Origin of the sequence: Acinetobacter sp. YH16052 (assembly GCF_013417155.1) — a bacterium.
In the GTDB taxonomy this organism is placed as follows: Bacteria; Pseudomonadota; Gammaproteobacteria; order Pseudomonadales; family Moraxellaceae; genus Acinetobacter.
The window spans coordinates 207,594-225,486 of record NZ_VPEO01000002.1; the positions used below are offsets into that span (position 1 = coordinate 207,594).

The window sequence follows — 17,893 nt, forward strand, 5'->3', positions numbered from 1 at the left end:
TTCTAGAATAAAAAATTGATAGGAAGAAGAGTATGTTTTTTATTTTTGGCGTCGGCCCTAAAACCAAAACCATTGAGAAAAGCCAGTTTCTGTGTCCGGTCTGCCGTACTCGTTCGGGCTATGAGCTAAAACAGCAGCGTAATTATTTTTCTTTATTTTTTATACCCTTGATTCCACTTTCCAAGCCTAAATCTGCTTTTGTGACCTGTTCCAATTGTGGAACCGCAATGCCGAGCACGGTACTGGACCATGCTCAGCCAGAGCCAGGACGAAACTCCAATCTAGAAGCTTGATTCTTCGCGGCTTGGATTGACCTGACGCGTGGTCGAATCAATTTTCAGAATCAGACTGATCATGACCGCACAGATAATCAGGGATGAACCGCCATAACTAATAAATGGCAAGGTCAAACCCTTGGTCGGCAACATGCCCATATTCATACCGGCATTCACCAGAATCTGTAACAGGAAAATGATACTGATGCCATAAGCCAGATAGCCGGCACGCAAATATTGATGCTGCAAGGCGCGGTGTCCAATGCGGATACAGCAAACCAGCATGGTGAAGGACAAGATCAGGATGGTTGAAATGCCTAAAAAGCCAAATTCTTCACCCAAAATTGCCAGCATGAAATCGGTATGCGCCTCAGGCAAATAAGACATTTTCTGGATACTATGCCCCAAGCCTACCCCTGCCCATTCCCCACGGCCAAAGGCCATAAGGGCATTAGAGAGCTGATAACCGGTGCCTAAGGGATCTTCCCAAGGATTCGAAAAAGACAGCAGACGTTGCAGACGATACGGTTCCAACAGAATCGCGGCAGCAAATGCGCCGACCAAGGTCATAAAAGCCACACCGAACTGAATCCACGGCGCACCCGCCAGAAAGAACACGCCAAGCATGGTTAAGGTAATTACCACGGTTGCACCCAAGTCAGGCTCGAGAATAATCAAACCGACGGTAGCACCCATGATGGCACTTAAACGGACCAGACCCTTGATATTATTCCGTACTTCTTCCGCACGGCGCACCACGTAGTCTGCAGTAAAAATTGCCATCATCACTTTGGCGACTTCCGAAGCCTGTAAGGTAAAGCCTGCGATCCGAATCCAGCGTTTGGAACCATTGACTTCCGTCCCGACAAATAGCACGGCCACCAAAAGTACGATGGTAATAATCCACAAAAAGAAAGTGTTATTAAACCAGACTTTTAAGGGGATTTTATAAGCCAGAAAAGCTGCTACGGCAGCGACAAAAATCGAAATCCCATGTCGGCTAATATAGTGAAACGGATTTTCATGCATACGTTCTGCATACGGCATCGAGGCCGATGCCACCATGATCGAACCAATGCAGAGCAAAGCCAACACACAGAAAATCAATACATTCCGTGGATTCACTTCAGCAGGTATTCTAGGTATCCACTGCGTATAAAATTGATTTAATTTATTGATCGTAGTCTGAGCAAACCCAGCCATATCACGAATCCTTGTTATTCTTAATTGAGTTCATTCACATACGCAACAAACTTGCGACCACGCTCAGGATAACCCGAGAACATATCAAAACTTGCGCATGCAGGAGACAATAGCACGACATCATGGGTCTGAGTGTGCTTTTGGCAGATTTCTACCGCCTGCTGCAGGCTGTCCGCATGGATCAGTTCAGTCGTGCCCGCAATCGCTGCTTCAATGATGGGACGATCTTCACCGATCAATACCGCTACTTTGGCATATTTAGCGAGTGATTCCCGTAAAGCTTTAAAATCCTGGCCCTTACCTTGTCCACCAAGAATAATCGCAACCTTACCGCCTTGGGCTTCAATCGCCATGCCCAGACCGTCCAGTGCCGCCAAGGTTGCGCCGATATTGGTACCTTTGGAGTCGTTATAATAGCGTACGCCCTGTACTTCCTTGACGAATTCACAGCGATGTTCCAGACCTTTAAACGTCTTCAAGGTATTCAACATGCTGTCCAGTGGCAGACCTATCGCTTCACCCAGCGCCAGACAGGCCAAGGCATTGGCAACATTATGCGTGCCCTGCATATACATCTCGGTACTTTTCAGCAGACGCTCACGACCACGCGCCAGCCAGATACTGCCATCGGTATCCTTGAGAATACCGTACTGGTTCATATCTGGTGCATTCAGTCCGAAACTTTGCATCGGTGTTACGTCTGGTACCAACGGACGGGTCAAAGAGTCATCACGGTTATAGACGACTTTTTTCACACCTTGAAAAATCCGGTGTTTCGCCGTGTGATAACCCATCATATCGCCATGACGATCGAGATGATCTTCACTCATGTTCAACACCACCGCGACTTCAGCCGCCAGATTTGAAGTAGTTTCCAACTGAAAACTGGACAGCTCGAGTATATACAGCTCAGGATCATCTTTAGTCAGGTCTAGCGCAGGACGGCCTAAGTTACCACCGACAGCGACTTTTTTACCTGCATCCGCTGCCATCAGGCCAATCAAGGTCGTCACGGTGCTTTTGGCATTAGAACCGGTAATCGCCACAATAGGCTTATCCGTGGCACGGCGTAAAATCTGGATTTCACTGACTACCGGAATGCCCTTGTTAATCGCTGCCTGAATTTCAGGAAGTTTAGGGTCAAGCCCGGGGCTAATCACGATTTCTTCTGCAGAAAGTAACAGTTCGGCGTCAAACTGACCAAAACTGGTCTGAACCTCAGCGGGTATCTGGTCATGTCCGGGCGGGTTAGCTCTAGAATCTGTTACTGCAACGCGGTAGCCCTGACTATGCAAGAAATTGACTGCTGCAACACCTGATATTCCGAGTCCTGCAACGACTTTTAACCCACCACGTTGTATTAACATTTTCGCCCCATATTTTGGTCTATTTTGAAACTGACGAAATGGTAGCACTTTGCTGTTTTGAATGCCTTTTCTGATTGGCTTTTCTGCACATTTTTTTGTGTCCATGCGTAAAAAAACCGTCATGATCATGACGGTTTTTAAAATTCAGCCAGAAAAGGAAATTATTTCCATTTCACCGCTTGTTGGGCTGGCTTTTCTTCTGAACTTTTTTCTGAAACCGGACAGGCACAGTTGCCACCACAGCCTGCCGCCACACCCGGTTGCAGCCATTTGGCCAGACGCTTCCAGCCCTTGGCTGCACAGGCATCAGACAGCTTCTGGAAGACTGAGTTAGAGGTGTTCGGAAACACCTTTTTGAATACTACCAGCATGCTCCAAAGCACCAGTGCTGTCACAATTAGAATTTCAATCATCTCAATCTCCCATACATATACAATGCAGCAAATTCAATTGGCCAAGGCCAAGCTGAGATTTAGCCCAAATAATATGAAGCAATTTGATAAGTCAGGAATGACATGAAATATGCCAGACCAAACAGGTAAACAGTCATGATACTGACGGTTTTCCAGGAACCGGTTTCACGTTTAACCGTTGCCAGAGTCGCTAGACAATGTGGTGCATAAATAAACCACACCAGCAAAGACAAACCTGTCGCCACTGACCAGCCCAGATCGCCTCCACCGCTGATCAGCGCAGCCAGACCTTCAGACATCGCATCTTCATCAACTGCCGACATCGCATAGACTGTGCCCAGTGCTGCAACGACCACTTCACGCGCTGCCATCGCCGGAATCAGGGCAATACAGATCTGCCAGTTAAAACCGAGGGGTGCAAAGATCGGTTGCATCAGATGACCGAGCATCCCTGCCAATGAATAATCAATGGCCGGCAGGGTTGCACCTTCTGGTGGCTGCGGGAACGTACACAGGAACCACAGCACAATCGATAAGGCGAAGATGATGCCGCCGACACGTTTCAAGAAGATTTTGCCGCGATCCAATAAGCCGATCCAAACGTTCTTCAAGTCCGGAAAACGGTAGCTTGGCAGTTCCATCAGCAGCATGTGCTGTGATTTATCTTTGTGGAAGAATTTCAACACAAAAGACACCAGCAAGGCACTTACGATACCTGCCATATAAAGACCGAAGAGCACCAGACCTTGCAGATTCAGGAAACCCCAGACGGTTTGTGCCGGTACAAATGCCGCAATCAGCAAGGCATAAACTGGCAAGCGTGCCGAACAGGTCATTAAAGGTGCAACGAAAATCGTGGTTAAACGATCTCGTGGATCACTAATGGTCCGCGAAGCCATAATTCCGGGAATGGCACAGGCAAAGCTGGACAATAACGGAATAAAGGCACGTCCTGACAAACCGGCTTTAAACATCAGTTTATCGAGCAAGAATGCTGCACGCGGTAAATAACCCGATTCTTCCAGTACCAGAATAAAGAAGAACAAAATCAGAATTTGTGGCAGGAATACGACTACTCCGCCTGCACCGGCAATAATCCCATCTACCACCAGACTATTCAGCAAGGGATGCGAAATATATTCGCCGAGGAACTCACCCAACCAGCCGAAGAAGGATTCAATCCCATCCATAAACGGCGCAGCCCAGGCAAATACCGCCTGGAAAATCACGAACATCATCACGGCCAGACTAATTAAGCCCAGTACCGGATGCAGAAAAATCTTATCGAGGAAATCGGTACGTTTATCTTCCTGATCGACGAAATTGACCACGTCATTCAGAATGTTTTCCACGCGCTGGTGACTGTCACCTTTCAAGCCGCTGAGCTCAGTCTGTGGTACAGAATACTTGCCTTGATCCAACGCATTTTTCAGGTTTTCAATCCCTGAATTGCGCACAGCCACCGTTTCTACCACAGGTACGCCCAGTCGCTCAGACAGCTTCTGGGTATTGATCTGCATGCCACGACGGCGTGCTTCATCCATCATGTTCAGCACAACCAGCACCGGACGACCCAGTGCAATCATTTCCAGCACCAGACCCAGATGCAATTTTAGATTGGTGGCATCTACCACACATAAAAATGCATCCTGCTCCTGCTCTTCCGCAATTTTACCTTGTACGACGTTGCGGGTGATTTCTTCATCCGGACTGGTTGCATCCAGACTATAGGTTCCCGGCAAATCCAGTACCCGTACCGCTTTGCCTGAGGCAAGCTGAAACGTACCGACTTTACGTTCAACCGTCACACCCGCATAGTTACCGACTTTTTGGCGCGTTCCGGTTAAATGGTTGAATAATGAAGTTTTACCGCAGTTAGGGTTACCGACAAGGGCAATACGTAATGTATCACTCATGCCGACACCGCCTGTTCAATTTCAATTTTGGCTGCTTCTGATTTACGCAAAGCAAAACGTGTGAATCCAACTTGAATCAAAATGGGATCTCCACCAAAAATACCTTTAGTAATGACCTGTACCTTTGTACCTGGTACAAAGCCTAAAGTTTCCAAACGACTCGCGACGACATCGTGTAGAGCACTTTCACCATCAGCTGTTCGACTCACTTTTCGAATGATGGCAATTTGTTTTGCTTTTAAATCAGACAAACGCACCGTGAAATTCCTAAACTATTTTGTACAGTATACAAACAAATGAGAATAATTAACAAATAAGATTAATTACATTTCGATTTAGCCTTATACCACATCGACACCGTCATAAAATTAAACTACAGTGGAGAATACCAATCCCGATTATCGCTTTTTCAGATCAGATCCTTTCACCCTATGCTGAATAAAAAACCCCGTATTCCTGCCCCTGTTCAGATTCCTGATGCGTTCAGTTATTTGCAGGGTTTTCGTGATTATCTGATTGCACAAACGGTCAGTCCGCATACTCGAAATGCTTACTTGTCCGATCTGATGCAATGTGCAGAATGCCTGAGCAAGCCTCTGCCGGAATGGAATCATGATGATATTTCCGATGTACTGATTGCGCTGACCAAACAGCAAAAAAGTCCACGTTCGATTGCCCGCTGCCTGTCTGCCTTGCGTTCATTTTATAAATTTCTGCGCGAGCAAAAACTGCGTAGTGACAATCCGGTGGCTGCACATAAAACCCCAAAACTGGGCCGGGCCTTACCCAAAGATCTCTCCGAAGCAGATGTCGAAGCCTTAATTCATGCCCCGGATATCAACACGGCATTAGGGCTGCGCGATCGCGCCATGTTTGAAGTGCTGTATGCCTGCGGACTGCGGGTGACCGAACTGATTAACTTGCGGCTGGAACTGATCAACTTAAAACAGGGCTATTTACGTATTGTGGGTAAAGGTAATAAAGAACGCCTGGTTCCGATGGGACAAATGGCCTGTGAATGGGTGGAAAAATATCTGAACGAAGCTCGTCCGCAACTGTATAAGACTTCGACCGATTATCTGTTTCTGACCCAGCATGGTGGCATCATGAGCCGGCAGAATTTCTGGTATGCGATTAAGCGTTATGCCTTGCAGGCCGGAATTCAGTCCGAACTGTCACCGCATACCTTGCGCCATGCCTTTGCGACGCATTTACTCAATCATGGCGCAGACTTACGCGTGGTACAGATGCTGCTCGGGCATACTGATCTGTCTACCACCCAAATTTATACCCATGTAGCACAAGTACGGATGCAACAGCTACATGCGACCCATCATCCACGAGCTTAAAACATATCCGGATGGAATAAACTGAGAAGTTTGACGTGTGGGTATTTTTTTTTGTTATGCTAATGCTCTGTTTTTAATCCAAGAAGAAAAGGGTTTTTTATGACATTTGCCCGCTCAAAAATTTTTATGGCTTGCACACTTGCTGCTGGTTTGGGCCTGACTGCGTGTTCCAATTCCACTAACAACGATAAAAAGCAAGAGTTGACTGCGAGCGCACCGGCGACGGGTGAAGCCTCTACCCTGACCGAACGCAATGCAGAACAGCGTCTGGCTTCTACGCTGGAAAAGCATTTCAAAACCGCTGGCATCAGTGCCAAAATTACCGACATTAAAGCCACTGAAGTGCCGAACCTGTACTGGGTGAGTCTGGAAGGCATGTCTGCGGTCTATGTCACCAGTGACGGTAAATATCTGATTCAGGGCGATGTGATCCGTCTCGGCGATAAACAGCTGCACAATGTCAGCGAGAACCTGCAAGCAGGCATCAACAATAAACTCTTTGCTGAACTCAAGCCAGCCGACTTACTGGTCTATCCAGCTAAAGGCAAAGCCAAGCATGTGGTTTATGTGTTTACCGATGTCAGCTGTCCGTATTGCCATAAATTCCATGAGCAAATGGATGAGATGAATGCCAAAGGCATTGAAGTGCGTTATATCGCCTGGCCGCGTGGTGAACAGCATATGCCGGCCATGGAAGCAATCTGGTGCAGTGCCGACCGTCGCAGTGCCTTTGACCAAGCGATTGCGGGTGCACAGATTAGTGCAAAGAAATGTGAAAATCCTGTTCAAGATCAATATCAAATGGGTCTGAATATGGGTGTGAATGGCACCCCTGCCATTTATAATTCAGCAGGCACTTATCTGGGTGGTTACCTGTCTACATCGGAATTATTGAATCGGCTTAAATAACTAATTTTAATACGTTATTTAACTTTATTTTATAGATAAAGATATTCTGAAATGACCCTAGAGTCAGGCGGGTTTTTTAGCTATGATCTAGGCTCTTGTAAAAAAACTGTTTAATTTGGAGTGTGACGTGAAACCAGTTCGTCTGGCAATCCTCGGTCTTGGTACTGTAGGTGGTGGTGCCTTGAAACTATTAAAAGAAAATGCTGCTGAGATCAAACGTCGCACCGGTCGTGAAATTGAAATTACCCATGTAGGCACCCGTCGTCCACGTCCTGATCTGGATCTGCCAGAATCGGTCAAACAAAGTGCCGACTTAATGGACATCGTACGTCAACCTGATGTAGACGTCGTGGTTGAAGTGATGGGCGGAATTCATCCTGCTTTTGAAATTATTATGGAAGCCATGAAACATGGCAAACATATTGTAACGGCCAACAAAGCACTCTTGGCTGAACACGGTAACGAGCTGTTTAAAGCGGCTGAAGACAATGCCGTACAGATTGCCTATGAAGCGGCAGTGGCCGGTGGCATTCCGATTATTAAAGTGATTCGTGAAGGTCTGGCAGCCAACAAGATTGAATGGCTGGCCGGTATTATTAACGGCACAGGTAACTTCATTCTCAGTGAAATGCGTGAAAAAGGCCGCGCTTTTGAAGATGTGCTGAAAGAAGCTCAAGAACTGGGTTATGCTGAAGCCGATCCAACTTTTGACGTGGAAGGAATTGATGCAGCGCACAAGCTAACGATTCTGGCCTCATGTGCCTTTGGTATTCCACTTCAGTTTGACAAAGTCTTTACTGAAGGCATTGGTAAAATCACTGCACAAGATGTGAAATATGCCGAAGACCTCGGTTTCCGGATTAAACACCTGGGTATTGCACGCCGTACCGATGCCGGGATTGAACTCCGTGTACACCCGACCCTGATTCCAGATGACCAGTTAATTGCCAATGTCAACGGCGTGAAAAATGCGGTTCTGGTACAAGCCAATGCGGTCGGTCCAACATTATACTATGGTGCTGGTGCAGGTGCGGGACCAACGGCTTCTGCGGTTGTTGCCGATGTGGTTGATATTGTCCGTGACATTATTTACACAGAAGACGGCGCAGGCACCATTCCGCAACTGGCTTTTGAAGCGCTCAGTGATTTACCGATCTTGAGTCGTGAACAAATGACCACCGGCTATTACATCCGTATTAATGCCGAAGATCAGATGGGCGTGCTTGCCGATGTGACCACGATTCTCAGTCGTGCCGGCATCAGTATTGATGCGATCATGCAGCAACCACGTTTATCCAAAGACCTTATTCCTATCGTGATTCTGACTGATCCTATCGTCGAATCAAAAATGGATGCAGCGCTTTCACAAATTCAAGCATTACCCGTCATTCATGGCGAAATTGTACGAATTCGTTTAGAATCGCTTGATAATTAATCGGGTTGAGGGGAGGATTCCCCTTGCCAAGCTCTACACACAATTGGAACATCATCATGTCGAATGCCAATCGTTATACTGGTTTAGTTGACCGCTATCGCGACCGTTTACCAGTGTCTGCAACTACTCGTGCGATCTCTTTGGGTGAAGGTAATACTCCACTGATCAAGCTTGAGAATATTCCACGCATTATTGGTAAAGATGTTGAAATTTATGTGAAGTACGAGGGCTTAAACCCGACTGGTTCATTTAAAGACCGCGGTATGACTATGGCGGTGACTAAAGCCGTTGAAGAAGGCTCTAAAGCTATCATCTGCGCATCTACCGGCAACACCTCTGCGGCGGCGGCGGCATATGCTGCACGTGCTGGCATCAAAGCATTCGTGCTCATCCCTGAAGGCAAAATTGCCATGGGTAAAATGGCTCAAGCGATGATGTATGGTGCGATCACCATGCAAATTCGCGGTAACTTTGATGACGGTATGCGTCTGGTTAAAGAAGTTGCCGATCAGGCACCGGTAACGATTGTAAACTCAATCAACCCGTACCGTCTGCAAGGTCAAAAAACCATTGCTTATGAAATCGTTGAAGCTTTAGGTCGTGCACCGGATTATCACTGCCTGCCAGTCGGTAACGCGGGTAACATCACTGCGCACTGGATGGGTTATACCGAAGCGGTTGCCAACCAGTCGAAAGAAGAATTTGAGCAAGTCGTTTACGATGCTGAAACTGATGCTTTCACTGGTCCTAAACCGGCAGGCTTGCCAATCATGGCAGGTTATCAAGCGTCTGGTGCTGCACCTTTCCTTCGTGGCGGTCCAGTAGAAAATCCGGAAACTGTTGCAACTGCGATTCGTATCGGCAATCCGCAAAGCTTCAATCATGCTAAAGCGGTTGTTCGTGATTCAAGCGGCTGGTTTGATGAACTGACTGATGCGGAGATTCTTGAAGCTCAACGTCTGCTTTCTATGTATGAAGGTGTATTCGTAGAGCCTGCGTCTGCTGCGTCTGTCGGCGGCGCGATCCGTGACATTAAAGCGGGTAAAATTGCTGAAGGTTCAGTGATCGTATGTACCGTAACGGGTAACGGTCTGAAAGATCCAGACACTGCTATCAAGCAATGTGCTGATGCCGTGATGTTGTCGATTGATGCAACTATGAGTCAAGTTAAAGACTCTATTCTGTCGAATATGTAATTTCGGCCAGCATTAAAAAAACCCTGCAAGTGCAGGGTTTTTTTATGAACCAATCAATTAGATTCGTTTAGGTTGCTGGCTGACCCAACTCATTAAACGGGTCGCATCATTGGTACGCGCCTGTGAGCTGTTTGCGCCTAAAAGTACCACCGCCACCGGACGGTTATTCAGAGTCGTGTGCATCACCACACAGCGCCCTGCTTCATTAATAAAACCGGTTTTAGAAATATTGATATTCCAGCCGCCATTACGTACCAAGGCATTGGTATTATTAGATTTCAATACACGATAACCCAAGTTAAAGTCATAGCTTGGCGTGGTCGAGAACTGACGAATCAGGCCGTATTGAGAGGCAGTATTCACCAAAATCCCTAAGTCACGAGCTGATGCCACGTTGCCCGGATGCAAACCTGTCGACTCCATGAAGTGGGTAGAATTCATACCCAGCTCTTTGGCTTTGGCATTCATTTTGGCAATAAATGCTGATCGACCACCCGGATAGGTTCGTGCCAAAGCGGCAGCAGCCGGGTTCTCGGACTTCATCAGAGCAAATAATAAAGCTTCAGCACGGTTCATGCTGTCTCCTGCTCTTAGCGTCGAGCTTGAGCTTTTACAACCTGAACAGGAAAAATCAGCCTGTTGCAGGGTGATTTTTTCCGACATATTCAGACGTGCATCAGAAATCACCACCGCTGTCATCAACTTAGTAATCGATGCAATCGGATAGGCAGTATTGGTATTTTTGCTAAACAGCACTTCACCGGTTTGTGCATCCATGACCAGTGCAGCACGTGCATTGACAGAAGGTTGATTACTAAAATGATTCGTATCAATAATCTGTGGCGCAGTATAAGCAGGTTTGGCTGCTGTTGGCGCTGCTGTGCCGGCCTGACGCAAAGTGGTAGTCACTGTGGCTGAACCGGGTGGCGACGGCTCATTGGCAGAGGCATTAAAATCATCGCTCATTAACTGGTTAACTTCTTCAGAAGACCAACTAATGCTGGAACCGCCCTCTGCCGTGCCAGAATTCATAATGATTTCAGCAAAACTTGTCGTGCTCATGCTGATTAACACGGACAGGCCGAGTAGATGCCTTAAAGACTTGTTTATTTTCTTCACTATTCCTTCACTCAACTAACAGAGGTAAGATTGATTTGCGTATTACCTCTAATATGCCTTACATTTAAACACAATGCCGAACATTTTTTGTTCTTGACACTGTGTGATAAGTTTCAGATTTAATCTTGCGAATAGGATTGCTAATTTTGTACTTTCATTGCAAGCTTATTTTGCTTTATGTAACAAAAAAATGATTTTTTTAACAGAGGGAGAGCGTAGGTGATCACAGTTTTAGTTGTGGACGACCATGAATTAGTTCGTACTGGAATTTGCAGAATGCTAGAAGACCATGCGGAGGTTCAGGTAATTGGACAAGCTGAATCTGGTGAAGAAGCGATCTCTCTAGTTCGTCAACATCATCCTGATGTAGTTTTGTTAGATGTGAATATGCCGGGCATTGGTGGCGTAGAAACCACGCGCCGTCTACTTCAGAGTGCGCCGGAAACCAAAGTTTTGGCGGTTAGCGGTTTAGCAGAAGAGCCTTATCCGTCCCTGTTATTGAAAGCCGGTGCCAAAGGTTATATCACCAAAGGGGCCCCGATTTCGGAAATGGTCCGTGCGATTAACAAAGTCATGCAAGGCGGCAAATATTTCAGTGCAGACATTGCGGAACAGTTAGCAAGCTCTTACCTTTCTGATACACAACAATCGCCTTTTGATGCATTGTCAGAACGTGAAATGCAAGTCGCGATGATGGTCGTGAATTGTATCAGCGCCCAGGAAATTGCCGACAAGCTCTTTGTGAGTGTTAAAACCGTGAATACTTATCGTTACCGTATTTTTGAAAAACTGAATATCGATAGCGATGTTAAACTGACTCATCTGGCCATGCGCTATGGACTCATTAAACCTTAGCTTTTAACGATTTCCGGTGCATATGGCACAACAAAAAAACTATGCTGAACTGAATCAATACCATCTCGGTATCTGGTACAGCGCTTATCGTCTGCTGATCAGCACCGGTTTGTTGCTGATTTTTATACTGACCTACCCCGAACTCACCACCGATTATCAATACCCGCAGCTGTATTATTATGCACTGGGAATCGGGGTTGCGATCAATACCGTACAGCTGTTTGTGCTAAAATGGATCAGACGCCTGATCCAGCCGCAGCTGATTATGATTTTCTTTAGCGATGTCTGCGTTTTAAGTTTGCTGACTTTGGCGAGCGACGGTCCTAATCTGCAAATTGGGCTGCTGTTTGTGATTACTATCTTTTCTGCATCTTTATTATTAGATGCAAAAAAGGCCTTGGTCGTCACCCTCATTTCAGTCATTAGTGTTATTTATCAGCATTTTATCGGCAGTATTTTTGCGTTTTCTTCACTCAGCAATATCAGTAATAGCGCCCTGCTGGCCTTTTTGTTTTTTGTGGTTTATGGCACTGGACAAATTGCCGTGCGCCGTTTTCAGATTCTGGAAAATTTGAATTTTTCTCAATCGCTGGAACTGCATCGCTTACAGAATATTAACCGCTATATTCTGGAACAGATTGAAACCGGTTATCTGGTTCTGGATGAAAACTATCATGTGGTACTCAGTAATCCTGCCGCCTGTAATCTTCTTGGAATTGAGTCCAAATACGGCCATGAGAAATTTACTTTATCTCAATCACAGCCAGATTTATTTGAACTGGTCCATTTTGAAACGCTAGAAAATGGTGAGCGCTTTCAGTTTGAATCCCAGCAAAGTCGCTATAATATTCATGTGCAGGTGCAAAAACTGATTGTGCCGCATCAGACTCTAATGCTACTGGTGTTACAGGATGCCAAAAAACTGAATCAGCAGGTGCAGCAACTTAAACTTGCTGCACTGGGTCAACTCTCAGCCAGTATTGCCCATGAAATTCGTAACCCCTTGGCGGCCATTGTGCAGGCCAATGATTTGTATCTGGACTCAGAAACTGAACAGCAACAGCTACTCCAGCAGATGATTGGCCGACAGGCGACCCGGATTGACCGGATTATTCAGGACACGCTGAATATGGTCAAAAATAAAGAAACCCACCCGATACCGATTCATCTCAATGAATTTATCCCGTTATTTATCCAAGAAGATCTGGCCGATATTCGCGATCAGATTCAATTTAATATTGATATCCCGCTAGTGATTCAGTTTGATGAAGCACAATTCCGGCAAATCCTGATTAATCTGATTCGTAATGCCATTCGTCACAATTCAGCAGATGCAGCCTATATTCAGCTGAATGTGCATCCTTATGAACATCGGGTCTGGATTGATGTACGGGATTTTGGCTCTGGCGTAGCCGTACATGATCAAGCTCTATTGTTCAAACCCTTTTTTAGCACATCGATTAGTGGTACCGGATTAGGATTGTATTTATCACATAGTTTTTGCGAAGCAAATCAGGCACAATTAAACTATATACAACAAGAACAGGGCGCATGCTTTCGCATCAGCTGTCAACGTATTACGTTTTAAAGGGGTCAAGGAAGATGAATGGGGAACAACAACCACTGGTGCTTTTGGTGGATGATGAGGAAGATTTGTGTACCCTCATGCAAATGTCATTGCTGCGCATGGGAATTCGTACGCACATTGCCCACCGTTTGGAAGATGCTAAAAAATGCCTTGCCAATCATCAATATGATGCCTGTCTGACTGACCTAAATCTGCCCGATGGCAATGGTTTGGAGTTACTGGACTGGATTGGCAGCCTCTATCCGGCACTTCCGGTCGCAGTTCTGACCGCCTATGGCAACATGGAAATCGCCATTGCTGCGCTCAAAGCCGGGGCCTTTGATTTTGTCAGCAAACCGATCAATCAGAAACATCTGGAACAACTCTTACAAAAAGCCCTGAATAAACCGGTGGATTATTCGCATAATAATCCAAATGAAGCGCTTGAACATAAAATGCTGATTGGACAATCCCTGCCGATCCAGCAACTACGTATTACCTTACAAAAAATTGCCCGATCCCAAGCACCGGTTTTTATCACTGGTGAATCGGGAACAGGTAAAGAAGTCGTGGCCAATCTGGTCCATCGCCTGAGTAACCGCAATGAAGGTCCTTTTATTGCGATTAACTGTGGCGCCATTCCGACTGAGTTGATGGAAAGCGAACTGTTTGGGCATAAGAAAGGCAGCTTTACCGGCGCTGCTCAGGACAAACAGGGACTGATTCAATCTGCCCATGGTGGCAGTCTGTTTCTGGATGAAATTGCAGAATTACCGCTTTCTATGCAGGTCAAATTGTTACGTGCCGTACAGGAAAAACGTATTCGTCCACTCGGTTCGGATACCGAAATTGATGTGGATTTCCGTGTGATCAGTGCCACGCATCAGGATCTGGAAGCCTTGGTGCAACAAGGCAAATTCCGTCAGGATTTATATTTCCGTATTCATGTAATGGATCTGACTTTACCGCCATTACGTGAACGCGGCCAAGATATTCTGTTATTGGCCGAACACTTTATTCAGAAGATTTGCCAGGAATGGGGCATTCCCAATAAAAAACTGACCGAACGTAGCAAAGAGTTCTTATTGGGACAATATTATCCAGGTAATGTACGTGAATTGCGTAATATTATGGAACGCGCAATTACTTTAAGTGATGAAGAGCGGATTGATCTTCAGCATTTGCAGAGTGCACCGCTACGTCATGCGCTTAACAGCCCTCAGGAGATAAATACGCTCACGAGCGAGATCATTGCGACCGAAACCCTGATTGCACCTAAAAAGCTGCCTGAAGAGGGTCTAGAACTATATTTGGAAAAGGTCGAGAAAGAAATTTTACTGAATGCGCTGAATCTGACCCATTGGAACCGGACACTGGCCGCCAAAAAACTCGGCATGTCATTCCGTTCCCTGCGCTATCGTTTGAAAAAGTTCGGACTGGATACCGAAGAAGACGAATAATTATTTTTGCAGGAGCAGCAAGTCTGTGACATGTTCCAGATAACTCTCCTCACGCATTTCCTGCTTAAACGGATAGTTGAAATGCGGCTGTACGCCCCGCCCTTCAATCATCTGGCCACTCGGGCTAAAGTATTGCGATACTGTCATCTGTAGAGCCGAACCGTTGCTTAAAGGAAAGAGTTTCTGTACTACGCCTTTGCCATAGCTTTTTTCGCCTACGACCCAGGCACGGTTATGTTCTTTCAGGGCTGCTGTAAACACTTCTGTTGCAGAAGCCGAGCGGTTATTAATCAATACCCCAACTTTCAGATTCTGAAACTCAAAACTCGGCAAGGCCTGAAATTGCTGATTACCTTCAGCGCGGCTTTTGGTCGACACAATCACGCCCTGATTCAAAAATAAATCGGCAGATTCAACTGCAGCCGAGAGTAAGCCACCGGGATTATTGCGTAAATCAAATAGCACGGCTTTTAAGCGCTTGTCGGCATAGCTTTCGATTAGACGTTTGATTTCATTGGCAGTATCTTGCTGAAAAACCTTGACCTGTAAAACCAGAACCTGATTATTGTGCAGGCTCGATTTAATTTCAGTATCCAGTTTGGTATTGCGGACCAGACGAACGGCCGGACTTTGCGGGGAGAGCTGAATCATGAGCGTAGAGCCAACGGCTCCGCTCAATAACTGCCGGACTTGTTCCTGATTCAGGCTATTTAATACCTGATCGTCAATTTTATAAACCGTGACGCCATTTCGAAGTCCCTGCTTGGCTGAATCAGCATCGGAACTCAGTCCCTGAACTACCCATTGCTTCAACCGCGGGTCAAATTGCAGATCAAAATCAATGCTGGCCAGATCACCTTCGGTATATTCACGCAGTTGCTTATAATCTTCAGGCGACAAATAACGGGAATAGCGATCTAAGCCACTGACCAGACCCTGAATGGCCTGTTGAAACAAGGCATCGTCATTTTTATCTTGAATATAATTATCTTTTACGATGCCATAAATTTGTACGAATTCTTGAATGGATGCCACAGGAATTTCGGAATAGACCTGCCCATCCATTTCCATATCATCGAATGCCGGCTCATTTGAACCCGCACCCCAAGCTGAATGACTCAAACACATCAGTAAGCATGGTATTACAACAGACTTCCAGCGTGTTCTTGCCATTCTTTGACCTTTTTAGAATTTTATCGAAAATTATGCATCAAGCTGAATCAGGTTACGACCTTGCATTTCAGCAGGTACCGGAATTTGCATTAGACTTAATAAAGTCGGTGCGACATCTGCCAATACACCGCCTTCTGCGATAGTGGCCTGAGTTGGGCCGACATAAATAAACGGAACCAATTCAGTGGTATGCTGAGTATGTACCTGACCACTGTGATAGTCCTGCATCTGCTCTACGTTACCATGATCGGCAGTCACAATCATATGACCTTTTTGCGCCATTACCGCTTCATAAACCCGGCCCAAACAGATATCAACCGCTTCAACCGCTTTCACCGCAGCATCGAATACACCCGTATGACCGACCATATCACCATTGGCAAAGTTCACGACCAGTAGATCAAATTCACCTGAATTGATCGCAGCCACCAGCTCATCAGTCACTTCATAGGCACTCATTTCCGGTTTAAGGTCATAAGTGGCCACGTTTGGCGATGGAATCAGGATACGTTTTTCACCCGGATATTCATCTTCACGACCGCCACTGAAGAAGAAAGTCACATGTGCATATTTTTCTGTTTCCGCGATACGCAGCTGAGTTTTACCCAAGTTTGACAGGTATTCGCCAATCGAGTTGACCAATGCTTCAGGCATATACGCTACAGGTGCATCAATCGTGGCTTGATAGCGGGTCAACATGACAAACTTCGCCAGATTTGGCACCACTTTACGTTCAAAACCGGCAAAGTCTTTTTCCACAAATGCGCGGGTCAATTCACGGGCACGATCGGCACGGAAGTTCATGAATACGACACTATCGCCATCCTGAATTTTTGCCAGCTCGCCAATACGGGTCGCTTTGACAAACTCATCTGACTCATCGGCTGCGTAAGCCTGTTCCAGACCTTCAACTGCGCTGACAGCTGTACGAACCGCTTCACCTTCAGTCAGCAGACGATAAGCCTGTTCAACACGATCCCAACGGTTATCACGGTCCATGGCAAAATAACGGCCAATCACAGTCGCAATACGACCTTGACCTGGATATTGTGCGAATAAGGCATCAAGCTTTTCTAAAGAAGGCTGTGCGCTTTTAGGCGGTGTATCACGACCATCTAAAAATGCATGTAAATAGACTTTCACACCGCGTTTCAGGGCCAGTTCAGCCATCGCCACGATATGATCTTCATGTGAGTGCACACCGCCTTCAGACAAAAGACCAAGCAAATGTACTGCACCACCTGAAGCTTTGGCTTTCTCCACCGCATCGACCAACACTTCATGTTCAAAGAAGTCGCCCGTACGAATGTCTTTGGTAATCCGGGTAAAGTCCTGATACAGCACACGACCTGCGCCGAGGTTCATATGTCCAACTTCAGAGTTACCCATCTGGCCATCTGGCAGGCCAACATCTTCACCTGAACCCGAGATCAAACCATGCGGATGCTTGTCCTGTATCGCAGTTAAATTTGGTCGTTTAGCTGCTAAAAACGCATTGTCTTCGACCGCTTCGCGATGACCCACACCATCCATAATCACCAAAACGTGAGGGATTTTGCCAGCAGTTGCATCCGTCATAATGAAATACTCTGTTCGTCTACGAATTAATCGCTCTATTTTAGCGAAGTTTATAAAAAGAGGCCATGACCCGTATAT

At 46.2% G+C, this 17,893-nt stretch carries 16 protein-coding genes; 8 read left to right on the plus strand and 8 right to left on the minus strand.

What is annotated here, in order from left to right; all coding sequences use genetic code 11:
- Positions 1-32: 32 nt before the first annotated feature.
- The gene (locus FTV42_RS02450) at positions 33-293 is read left to right on the plus strand and encodes a zinc ribbon domain-containing protein (RefSeq protein WP_004281070.1); all 261 of its coding nucleotides are present in this window, start codon (positions 33-35) and stop codon (positions 291-293) included.
- Here the strand turns inward: FTV42_RS02450 and ftsW are convergent.
- The 5 genes from ftsW to FTV42_RS02475 all read right to left on the minus strand — a co-directional run bounded on the left by ftsW (position 282) and on the right by FTV42_RS02475 (position 5,431).
- A complete protein-coding gene (gene ftsW / locus FTV42_RS02455) occupies positions 282-1,478 on the minus strand; it encodes a putative lipid II flippase FtsW (RefSeq protein WP_004281069.1) in 1,197 nt (398 codons plus the stop codon). The genes FTV42_RS02450 and ftsW overlap by 12 nt on opposite strands.
- Before the next feature lie 20 nt (positions 1,479-1,498).
- The gene (murD, locus tag FTV42_RS02460; protein ID WP_071851145.1) at positions 1,499-2,845 is read right to left on the minus strand and encodes a UDP-N-acetylmuramoyl-L-alanine--D-glutamate ligase; all 1,347 of its coding nucleotides are present in this window, start codon (positions 2,843-2,845) and stop codon (positions 1,499-1,501) included.
- A 161-nt stretch (positions 2,846-3,006) separates the two neighbouring features.
- Positions 3,007-3,258, minus strand: a complete 252-nt coding sequence (locus tag FTV42_RS02465; RefSeq protein ID WP_005265502.1) for a DUF6587 family protein — start codon at positions 3,256-3,258, stop codon at positions 3,007-3,009.
- Between the two features lie 59 nt (positions 3,259-3,317).
- Entirely contained in the window at positions 3,318-5,174 is a 1,857-nt protein-coding gene (locus FTV42_RS02470) for a ferrous iron transporter B (RefSeq protein ID WP_180037288.1), read from the minus strand.
- Positions 5,171-5,431: a FeoA family protein gene (locus FTV42_RS02475; protein ID WP_005101473.1), complete on the minus strand. Its 261-nt coding sequence runs from the start codon at positions 5,429-5,431 to the stop codon at positions 5,171-5,173. The genes FTV42_RS02470 and FTV42_RS02475 overlap by 4 nt, the downstream gene beginning before the upstream one ends.
- A 174-nt stretch (positions 5,432-5,605) precedes the next feature.
- On the opposite strand from FTV42_RS02475, the gene xerD reads away from it, so the two are divergent.
- From xerD to thrC, 4 genes are all read left to right on the plus strand, one after another.
- Complete coding sequence (xerD, locus tag FTV42_RS02480; protein WP_180037289.1) at positions 5,606-6,523, plus strand: site-specific tyrosine recombinase XerD; 918 nt, start codon at positions 5,606-5,608, stop codon at positions 6,521-6,523.
- A gap of 99 nt (positions 6,524-6,622) precedes the next feature.
- Positions 6,623-7,432, plus strand: coding sequence for a DsbC family protein (locus tag FTV42_RS02485; protein ID WP_180037290.1), 810 nt, complete (start codon positions 6,623-6,625; stop codon positions 7,430-7,432).
- A gap of 127 nt (positions 7,433-7,559) precedes the next feature.
- Entirely contained in the window at positions 7,560-8,867 is a 1,308-nt protein-coding gene (locus FTV42_RS02490) for a homoserine dehydrogenase (RefSeq protein WP_180037291.1), read from the plus strand.
- A 56-nt stretch (positions 8,868-8,923) separates the two neighbouring features.
- Positions 8,924-10,063 (plus strand): threonine synthase, encoded by a 1,140-nt coding sequence (gene thrC, locus FTV42_RS02495; protein ID WP_180037292.1) that lies wholly within the window; start codon positions 8,924-8,926, stop codon positions 10,061-10,063.
- Positions 10,064-10,120: 57 nt separating this feature from the next.
- On the opposite strand, the gene FTV42_RS02500 is transcribed toward thrC, so the two are convergent.
- Complete coding sequence (locus FTV42_RS02500; protein ID WP_180037293.1) at positions 10,121-11,182, minus strand: serine hydrolase; 1,062 nt, start codon at positions 11,180-11,182, stop codon at positions 10,121-10,123.
- 219 nt (positions 11,183-11,401) lie between these two features.
- Here FTV42_RS02500 and FTV42_RS02505 point away from each other — a divergent pair, with 219 nt between their 5' ends.
- The 3 genes from FTV42_RS02505 to FTV42_RS02515 are packed head-to-tail and all read left to right on the plus strand — an operon-like array spanning position 11,402 to position 15,064.
- The gene (locus FTV42_RS02505) at positions 11,402-12,037 is read left to right on the plus strand and encodes a response regulator (protein WP_004281059.1); all 636 of its coding nucleotides are present in this window, start codon (positions 11,402-11,404) and stop codon (positions 12,035-12,037) included.
- A 22-nt stretch (positions 12,038-12,059) separates the two neighbouring features.
- The gene (locus FTV42_RS02510; protein WP_180037294.1) at positions 12,060-13,625 is read left to right on the plus strand and encodes a PAS domain-containing sensor histidine kinase; all 1,566 of its coding nucleotides are present in this window, start codon (positions 12,060-12,062) and stop codon (positions 13,623-13,625) included.
- Between the two features lie 14 nt (positions 13,626-13,639).
- Positions 13,640-15,064, plus strand: coding sequence for a sigma-54 dependent transcriptional regulator (locus FTV42_RS02515; protein ID WP_005249687.1), 1,425 nt, complete (start codon positions 13,640-13,642; stop codon positions 15,062-15,064).
- Here FTV42_RS02515 and FTV42_RS02520 read toward each other — a convergent pair whose 3' ends face one another.
- Complete coding sequence (locus FTV42_RS02520) at positions 15,065-16,237, minus strand: S41 family peptidase (RefSeq protein ID WP_180037295.1); 1,173 nt, start codon at positions 16,235-16,237, stop codon at positions 15,065-15,067.
- A gap of 30 nt (positions 16,238-16,267) precedes the next feature.
- Positions 16,268-17,815, minus strand: coding sequence for a 2,3-bisphosphoglycerate-independent phosphoglycerate mutase (gene gpmI / locus FTV42_RS02525; RefSeq protein WP_180037296.1), 1,548 nt, complete (start codon positions 17,813-17,815; stop codon positions 16,268-16,270).
- Positions 17,816-17,893 lie beyond the last annotated feature (78 nt).